The 8,754-nt window shown below is 68.8% G+C and carries 6 protein-coding genes; all 6 read left to right on the forward strand.

Features of this window, described 5'->3' with window-relative positions; genetic code table 11:
- Positions 1-258: 258 nt before the first annotated feature.
- The 6 genes from recF to QM641_RS08635 all read left to right on the forward strand — a co-directional run bounded on the left by recF (position 259) and on the right by QM641_RS08635 (position 8,747).
- Positions 259-1,413, forward strand: coding sequence for a DNA replication/repair protein RecF (gene recF / locus QM641_RS08610; protein WP_415115468.1), 1,155 nt, complete (start codon positions 259-261; stop codon positions 1,411-1,413).
- On the forward strand, positions 1,406-1,903 hold the full coding sequence (locus tag QM641_RS08615; protein ID WP_415115470.1) for a DUF721 domain-containing protein: 498 nt from the start codon (positions 1,406-1,408) through the stop codon (positions 1,901-1,903). Before recF ends, QM641_RS08615 begins: the two co-directional genes overlap by 8 nt.
- Positions 1,904-2,027: 124 nt before the next feature.
- The gene (gene gyrB / locus QM641_RS08620; protein WP_415115472.1) at positions 2,028-4,070 is read left to right on the forward strand and encodes a DNA topoisomerase (ATP-hydrolyzing) subunit B; all 2,043 of its coding nucleotides are present in this window, start codon (positions 2,028-2,030) and stop codon (positions 4,068-4,070) included.
- A gap of 226 nt (positions 4,071-4,296) precedes the next feature.
- Positions 4,297-6,885: a DNA gyrase subunit A gene (gyrA, locus tag QM641_RS08625; RefSeq protein WP_415115474.1), complete on the forward strand. Its 2,589-nt coding sequence runs from the start codon at positions 4,297-4,299 to the stop codon at positions 6,883-6,885.
- Positions 6,882-7,286, forward strand: a complete 405-nt coding sequence (locus QM641_RS08630; protein ID WP_415115476.1) for a DUF3566 domain-containing protein — start codon at positions 6,882-6,884, stop codon at positions 7,284-7,286. Before gyrA ends, QM641_RS08630 begins: the two co-directional genes overlap by 4 nt.
- Before the next feature lie 237 nt (positions 7,287-7,523).
- Positions 7,524-8,747: an IS30 family transposase gene (locus QM641_RS08635; protein WP_415115478.1), complete on the forward strand. Its 1,224-nt coding sequence runs from the start codon at positions 7,524-7,526 to the stop codon at positions 8,745-8,747.
- The last annotated feature ends 7 nt before the right edge of the window (positions 8,748-8,754 follow it).

Below are 8,754 nucleotides of genomic sequence, written 5' to 3' on the forward strand. Positions count from 1 at the left end.
TCATCGCCCCGGCATCCGCTTGCACCATGGCCCCGTGTGCGCCGGCCCCGTGTGCGCCGTCACCTGGTGGTCGGCGTGTGCCGTGCTTCGGCCACAGTTTCCTGCTTCGGCCTATACGAATATGTGGCGCCATCGCAGGGAAGTGGCGCCGTCGCCTGGAGCCGTAGCCATTGCGGCGCGACGTTCTGGCGCCATCTCAGGAAGGTGTCGCCGACAGTGAGGGGGACGGGTGTCATCGGCTCGACGTAGGGTGACAGGGTGATCGTGGAGCGGCTCAGTCTCGTCGACTTCCGCAACTATGCGGCGGCCGACGTGACGCTGGGGGCGGGCGCCAATCTCTTCGTGGGGCGCAACGGTCAGGGCAAGACGAATCTGGCCGAGGCGATCGCCTATTTCGCCACGCTCGGCTCGCACCGCGTGTCGCAGGACGCGCCGATGGTGCGCGACGGGGCGGATGCCGCGGTCGTCCGGGCCCGGTTCGCCCAGCGCGACCGCCACGTCCTGCTCGAGACCCAACTGAATCGCTCCGGGTCGAACAAGGCGCGCGTGAACGGCTCACCGGTGCGCACGGCAGAGCTGCCGCGTTACGCGCAGGTCGTGCTGTTCGCGCCAGAGGACCTGCAGATCGTGCGCGGCGATCCGTCCGGCCGACGCCGGTTCGCCGATCAGCTGCTGATCCAGCGCACTCCCCGGCTGGCCGGCGTGCTCGGCGACTACGAGCGTGTGCTCAGGCAGCGCACCGCACTCCTGAAGTCCGCGCGAGCGCGCGGCATCCGCGGCGAGGCACTCGCCACGCTCGACGTGTGGGACGACAAGCTCGTGCGACTGGGCTCCGAGGTGATCCGTGCCAGGCTCGCCCTGGCGGGCGAGCTGGCCGGGCCCGTGGCCCAGGCCTACGCGGCGATCGCGGGCGCCGATCATCGCCCGCGACTGGACTGGGCGCTCACCGTGGGCGGTGCCGATCCCGAGGAGGCCGACGGCCCCGCGACGGCGGCCGAGGCATCCGCGATCGAGCAGCTCTTCCGCACCGCGCTCGAGGCGAAGCGCCCGCTCGAGCTGGAGCGCGGCCTCACCCTCGTCGGCCCGCACCGCGACGACCTCGTGCTGCGGGTGCGCGGCCTGCCGGTCAAGGGATACGCGTCGCACGGCGAGTCGTGGTCGGTCGCGCTCGCGCTGCGGCTGGCGTCGGCGGAGCTGCTGCGTGCGCAGTCGCAGCTGGGCGACCCGGTGCTGATCCTCGACGATGTGTTCGCCGAGCTCGATGCCGATCGGCGGGCGCGGCTTGCGGGGCTGGTCGCCGGGTACGAGCAGGTGATCGTGACCGCGGCCGTCGAGGAGGACGTGCCCGCAGCTCTGCGAGCCCGCACCGTGCGCGTGGAGGCCGGCACGATCCGCGAGGACGTCGATGGGTGAGCACAGCGAGCCGCTCGGGCCGCCCGAGACGATCGCGACCTACCTGCGCCTGCGCGGCCTGGAGCCCTCTGCGCGCGGGCGGCGCAAGCGGAGGGCGCGACGCGACGACGACGAGAGCCAGCCCTTCACCTCCGGCCGCGACCCGCGCGGCGTCGGCGAGGTGCTCGCCGACCTCACCCGGCAGGCGGGCTGGGAGCCCCAACTGGCCCGAGAGGACCTCGTCCGGCAGTGGGAGGAGGTCGCCGGCGCCGAGACCGCTCGGCACGCGACTCCGGTGGCGCTCGGCGACGGCGTGCTCACGGTGCAGTGCGACTCGACCGCGTGGGCCAAGAACCTTCACCTCATGCGAGCGACGATCGTGACCGAGATCGTCCGCCGGTTTCCCGACGCGGGGGTGCACACGGTGCGGTTCGTCGGCCCGGACGTCCCCTCCTGGAAATGGGGTCGCAGAGCCGTTCCAGGGCGTGGTCCTCGCGATACCTACGGGTGACCCCAGGTTCGTGGCATCCGGACGGATTTCATCGCGCTACAGCGCCGGAGAGCGAGAAAGCGACAGCTCCAGCCGACTAGACTGGTAACCCCTGCAAAGCACGAATCTGGAGCGCTCGGAACCTATGACGTCAGACACCGCCGACAACGTTCCCGAGGAACCCGAACAGCGTTCCGTCAGCAAGGTGTCGAACGACTACGGGGCCGACACCATCCAGGTGCTCGAAGGCCTCGAGGCCGTGCGCAAGCGGCCCGGCATGTACATCGGCTCGACCGGTGAGCGGGGCCTGCACCACCTCGTCTACGAGATCGTCGACAACTCGGTCGATGAGGCGCTCGCCGGCCACTGCGACACCATCGAGGTGACGATCCTCGAGGACGGTGCGGTCCGCGTGGTCGACAACGGTCGCGGCATCCCGGTCGACCCGCACGCCTCGGACCCGACCAAATCGACCGTCGAGGTCGTGCTGACGGTGCTGCACGCCGGCGGCAAGTTCGGCGGGGGCGGCTACGCGGTCTCCGGCGGCCTGCACGGGGTCGGCTCGTCGGTCGTGAACGCGCTGTCGGCGCGGTTCGAGGTGGAGATCCGTCGTCAGGGCTTCGTGTGGCGACAGTCGTTCCGTGCCGGCGGGGTGCCGGACGGCCCGTTGCAGCGGGGTGAGACCAGCGACGAGACCGGCACGACGATCACCTTCTGGCCAGACCCTGAGATCTTCGAGACCGTCGAGTTCGACTACGACACGCTGCGGACGAGGTTCCAGCAGCAGGCGTTCCTCAACAAGGGGCTGCGGATCGCGCTGAGCGATCAGCGACCGCATTCGGCGTACGTGGTCGACGGTGAGGACGGCACGTCGGTGACCGTGCAGCCGCACGACGATTTCCTGTACCGGCGGGGGCTCGTCGACTACGTCGAGTACCTCAACCGGCTGCGTAAGGCCGACGTCGTCAACGCCGACGTCATCGACTTCGAGTCGGAGGATGCCGGCCGCTCGATCGCGATGGAGATGGCGATGCAGTGGACCACGAGCTACACCGAGAACGTGTTCACCTTCGCCAACACGATCAACACGCACGAGGGCGGCACGCACGAGGAGGGGTTCCGCGCGGCGCTCACCGCGCTCGTGAACAAGTACGCCCGCGCGCAGGGTCTGCTCAAGGACCGCGACGACAACCTCACCGGCGACGACATCCGCGAGGGGCTCACCGCCGTCATCTCGGTGAAGCTGTCCGAGCCGCAGTTCGAGGGGCAGACCAAGACCAAGCTCGGCAACACCGAGGCGAAGGCGTTCGTCCAGAAGGTCGTCGGCGATCGGCTCGGCGACTGGTTCGACCGCAACCCGGCGCAGGCGAAGAACGTCGTCCGCAAGGCGATCGACGCCGCCACCGCGCGCCTGGCCGCACGCAAGGCCCGCGAGACCGCGCGCCGCAAGAGCGTGTTCGAGTCGGCATCCATGCCCGACAAGCTCAAGGACTGCACCAGCAAGGACCCCTCGATCAGCGAGATCTTCCTCGTCGAGGGGGATTCGGCGGGGGGCTCGGCCGTGCGGGGTCGAGACCCTGAGCGGCAGGCGATCCTGTCGCTGCGCGGCAAGATCCTCAACGTCGAGAAGGCGCGGCTCGATCGCGCGCTCGGCAACAACGAGATCCAGGCGATGATCTCGGCCTTCGGCACCGGCATCGGCGAGGACTTCTCCGTCGAGAAGGCCCGGTACCACAAGATCGTGCTCATGGCCGATGCCGACGTCGACGGCCAGCACATCACGACGCTGCTGCTGACCCTGCTGTTCCGGTACATGCGCGGGCTCATCGAGGAGGGCTACGTCTACCTCGCCCAGCCCCCGCTGTACCGGCTGAAGTGGTCGAACGCCGAGCACGAGTACGTGTTCAGCGACCGTGAGCGCGACGCGCTCATGGCCGACGGGCTCGCCTCCGGCAAGCGCATCCCGAAGGACAGCGGCGTGCAGCGCTACAAGGGTCTGGGCGAGATGAACCCGAAGGAGCTGTGGGAGACCACGATGGACCCCGAGACGCGCACGCTCAAGCAGGTCACGATCGATGACGCGGCCGCCGCCGACGAGATCTTCTCGGTGCTGATGGGGGAGGACGTCGAGTCGCGGCGCGGGTTCATCCAGCGCAACGCCAAGGATGTCCGCTTCCTGGACATCTGACCCCGATGAACGAATGGATGCCACATCGCCAGCCGTCGGACGTGAGGGCGGAGGGATGCTCATCTCCGGACAATCGGGGTGCCGCGAAGCGGCGGGGTCCCCGCTCTTGTCCGGAGAAGAGCATCCCGGAGCCCGGTAGCCCTCAACGATGAGCACCCCTGAGCCCGGTACCCCCGGCATCCACATCACGACAACGGCATCCGCATGACGAAGAAGACGAGAGCACATGACTGACGAAGAACGCCCCGACCCGACCGCCGGCTACGTGCACGGCAACATCGACCAGGTCGATCTGCAGGCCGAGATGCAGCGGAGCTATCTCGACTACGCGATGAGCGTCATCGTGGGCCGCGCGCTGCCGCGGGTCGAGGACGGCCTGAAGCCGGTGCACCGGCGCGTCATCTACGGCATGTACGACGGCGGGTTCCGCCCCGACAAGGCGTACTCGAAGTGCGCGCGCGTCGTCGGCGAGGTCATGGGGCAGTTCCACCCGCACGGCGACTCCCCGATCTACGACGCGCTCGTGCGGCTCGTGCAGCCGTGGTCGCTGCGGTATCCGCTCGCCGACGGTCAGGGCAACTTCGGCTCGCCCGGCAATCAGGGCGCCGCCGCCCCGCGGTACACCGAGACGAAGATGGCCCAGCTGGCCATGGAGATGGTCCGGGACATCGACGAGGACACCGTCGACTTCGAGGACAACTACGACGGTCGCACGCAGGAGCCGGTCGTGCTGCCCGCACGCTTCCCGAACCTGCTCGTGAACGGCTCGGTGGGCATCGCCGTCGGCATGGCCACGAACATCCCGCCGCACAACCTGCGCGAGGTCGCCGACGGCGCGCTGTGGTCGCTGGAGAACCCGGATGCCACGCGCGAAGAGCTCCTCGAAGCGCTCATGTCGCGCATCCACGGGCCCGACTTCCCGACCGCGGCCCAGATCCTCGGCACCCGCGGCATCCGTGACGCGTATCGGACCGGACGCGGCTCGATCACGATGCGCGCGGTGGTCGACGTGGAGGAGATCCAGGGCCGCACATGCCTCGTGGTCACCGAGCTCCCCTACCAGGTCAACCCCGACAACGTGGCGGTGAAGATCCGCGATCTCGCGCGCGACGGCAAGATCACCGGCATCGCCGACATCCGCGACGAGACGAGCGACCGCACCGGTCAGCGGCTCGTGATCGTGCTGAAGCGGGATGCCGTCGCCAAGGTCGTGCTCAACAACCTGTACAAGCACACCCAGCTGCAGGAGAACTTTGGCGCGAACATGCTCGCGATCGTCGACGGCGTGCCGCGCACGCTCGCCCTGGACGGGTTCGTGACGCACTGGATCGACCACCAGGTGAACGTCATCGTGCGCCGCACGGCCTTCCGCCTGCGCAAGGCCGAGGAGCGCATGCACATCCTCCGCGGCTATCTCAAGGCGCTCGACGCGCTCGACGAGGTGATAGCGCTGATCCGGCGCTCGCCGACGGTGGCCGAGGCCAACAGCGGACTGCAGCGCTTGCTCGACATCGACGAGGTGCAGGCCCAGGCGATCCTCGACATGCAGCTGCGGCGCCTCGCGGCGCTGGAGCGCCAGAAGATCGTCGACGAGGCGACCGAGCTCGAGGCCCGCATCGCCGACTACAACGACATTCTCGCCGACCAGGGCCGCCAGCGCGCGATCATCCGCGACGAGCTGACCGAGATCGTCGCCAAGTACGGCGACGAGCGCCGCACGCACATCCTGCCCGGCTTCGACGGCGACATGTCGATCGAGGACCTCATCCCCGAGGAGGAGATGGTCGTCACCGTCACGCGCGAGGGCTACATCAAGCGCACGCGCAGCGACAACTACCGCTCGCAGCACCGCGGGGGCAAGGGCGTCAAGGGCGCACAGCTGCGCGCGGACGACGTCGTCGAGCACTTCTTCGTCACCACCACCCACCACTGGCTGCTGTTCTTCACGACCAAGGGCAGGGTCTACCGGGCGAAGGCGTACGAGGTCCCCGAGGCGGGGCGCGACGCCAAGGGCCAGCACGTCGCGAACCTGCTGGCGCTGCAGCCGGGGGAGGAGATCGCGCAGATCCTCGACATCCGCGACTACAGCGCGGCGACCTATCTGGTGCTCGCCACCCGTGGGGGCCTGGTGAAGAAGACGCGGCTCACCGAGTTCGACACCAATCGCCAGGGCGGGGTCATCGCGATCAAGCTGCGTCAGCACGGCGGCGACGAGGACGGCGGCGATGAGGTCGTGAGCGCCCTGCTGGTCGACGACGACGAAGAGATCCTGCTGGTGAGCCGGCACGGGATGTCGCTGCGGTTCGCCGCGACCGAGGAGTCGCTGCGTCCGATGGGCCGCTCGACCGAGGGTGTGAAGGGCATGTCGTTCCGGGAGGGCGACAGCCTGCTGACCGCGTCGGTCGCCGCGGGCGACGGCTTCGTCTTCGTCGTCACCGAGGGCGGGTACGCCAAGCGCACGTCGCTGTCGGAGTACCGCACCCAGGGGCGCGGCGGGCTGGGGATCAAGGTCGCCAAGCTCAACGAGGACCGGGGCGACCTGGCGGGGTCGCTGATCGTCTCGGAGGACGACGAGGTCTTGGTGGTTCTTGCCAGTGGCAAGGTGGTACGCTCTGCCGTGGCCGAGGTGCCCGCCAAGGGGCGCGACACGATGGGTGTCGTCTTCGCCCGGCCCGATGACGACGATCGCATCCTCGCGATCGCCCGCAACGGCGAGCGGGGACTGGCCGAGGCATCCGTCGACGATGGTGCTGACCCGAACGACGCCGATCCCACCACGCCGATCAGCCCCGAAGAGAGTAACCAGGACGAATGAGCACGGTAGCCGACAAGCTCGCGAAGAAGTCGTCGAGCAGGACCAGTGAGAAGCAGGTGCGCCTGCGGCTCGTGTACGTGGACTTCTGGTCCGCCGTGAAGCTGTCGTTCCTGGCCGCGGTGGCCCTCGCGATCGTGAACGTGGTCGCTGTGTTCCTGATCTACATGGTGCTGCAGACGACGGGCCTGCTCGGCAAGCTCGACGAGTTCTTCGTGGCGTTCACCGACGGCAGCTTCTCGATCGCGTCGTTCCTGAGCCTGCCGCAGGTGATGGCGTTCGCGGCCATCGTGTCGATCCTCAACCTCATCGTCGTGACCGTGCTCGGCGCCGTCGTCGCCGGCATCTACAACGTCATGGTGAAGGTGACCGGCGGGCTGTTGGTCGGCTACACCTCGAACTGAGCGGCATCCCTGGCCGCCGCCGGCATCCGGTCGTTGCGTTCTGGTGTTCGCCGGCGCGCGCGATGCTTTGGTTGGCGCGTTCTGCCGCGGCAGAGGTCGGTGCGCCGCGCTGCGTCTTGGTCGGCACGCTCGCGCGGCTTGGTTGGCGCGTTCTGCCGTGCAGACCCGGCGGCTTCAGGGGGCTATTGCAACACCGGGTGTGTGGAGGTTGTGGTGGGTCAGAGGTATGAGTGGCGGGTGCGGGCGGCGGTGTACTCGAGCGTGCTGGAGGGTGGCCGGGCGGGGGATGTTGCTGTGGTGCATGGTGTCAGTGCGTCGACGGTGAAGAACTGGTCCAGGATCGCGGGTATGACATTCAATGCGCCGCGTAGCGGGGGCGGGGTCGTGCTGGTGGGTACGGGCGCGCCCGGCCCGGTTCCCGGGCGCAGGTACCGGCGGCTGACCCTGGCGGACCGGGCGTTCATCGAGGCCGCGCTTGCCGGGGCGGGGTCCTGGCCGATCCGGCGGATCGCCAGTCATCTGGGGGTATCTGCCTCGACGGTGTCCCGGGAGATCGCCCGGCACCGGGTGGAGCATGGTCACGGCCGTCACGTGACCGGCAAGGAGCAGCACTACCACGCGGGCGTCGCGCACTACCAGGCGGTGAAAGCGCGGTCCCGGTCCCGGCCGGGGAAGCTGGCCGGCCCGGTGCTGCGGGCAGCGGTCGCGGAGAGGCTGAACCAGAAGTGGTCCCCGGTCCAGGTCAGCGCGAGACTGGTGATCGACTTCCCCGACCGGCCGGAGATGCGCGTGTCGCACGAGACGATCTATCAAGCCCTCTACGTGCAGGGCAAGGGCGCGTTACGTCACGAGCTGACCGTGCAGAAGGCGCTGCGGTCGGGACGCACCAGCCGTAAGCCCCGTTCCCAGCTCCCGGCCCGTAACGGGCGTCCCTGGCTGGAGGGGGCGCGGTTGTCCGCGCGTCCCGCCCAGGCCGCCGACCGTGCCGTTCCCGGTCACTGGGAAGGTGATCTCGTGGTCGGGCCCGGTAACTCCGGCATCGTGACGCTCGTGGAACGGCGCAGCCGGTTCGCGCTGATCGGGCGGCTGCCCGGGCACCGGGACAGCGAGACCGTGATCACCCGGCTGCAGGCCATGATCGGTTCCCTCCCCGGGGCGCTGTTCACCACGATCACCTGGGACCAGGGCGCCGAGATGGCCCAGCACAAGGCGTTCACCGTCCGCACCGGCTGCCCGGTGTTCTTCTGCGACCCGCATTCCCCCTGGCAGCGCGGGAGCAACGAGAACCTCAACGGGCTGATCCGGGACTTCTACCCCAAGGGCACGAACTTCAACGAGGTCACCGACACCGACCTCGCCACCATGCAGCACCTCCTGAACACACGCCCCCGCAAGACCCTCGGATTCCTCACCCCGAGTGAGACACTACGAAACGAAATCAACGTTGCAATAGCAGCTTGAACCCGCC

It is taken from the genome of Microbacterium sp., from assembly GCF_047605725.1.
Lineage (GTDB): Bacteria > Actinomycetota > Actinomycetes > Actinomycetales > Microbacteriaceae > Microbacterium.

What these genes read in the sequence shown, in the direction of transcription:
- gyrB (WP_415115472.1), top strand. Translation starts at nt 2,028, where the DNA reads ATGACGTCAGACACCGCCGACAACGTTCCCGAGGAACCCGAACAGCGT.
- QM641_RS08630 (WP_415115476.1), top strand. Translation starts at nt 6,882, where the DNA reads ATGAGCACGGTAGCCGACAAGCTCGCGAAGAAGTCGTCGAGCAGGACC.
- QM641_RS08615 (WP_415115470.1), top strand. Translation starts at nt 1,406, where the DNA reads ATGGGTGAGCACAGCGAGCCGCTCGGGCCGCCCGAGACGATCGCGACC.
- gyrA (WP_415115474.1), top strand. Translation starts at nt 4,297, where the DNA reads ATGACTGACGAAGAACGCCCCGACCCGACCGCCGGCTACGTGCACGGC.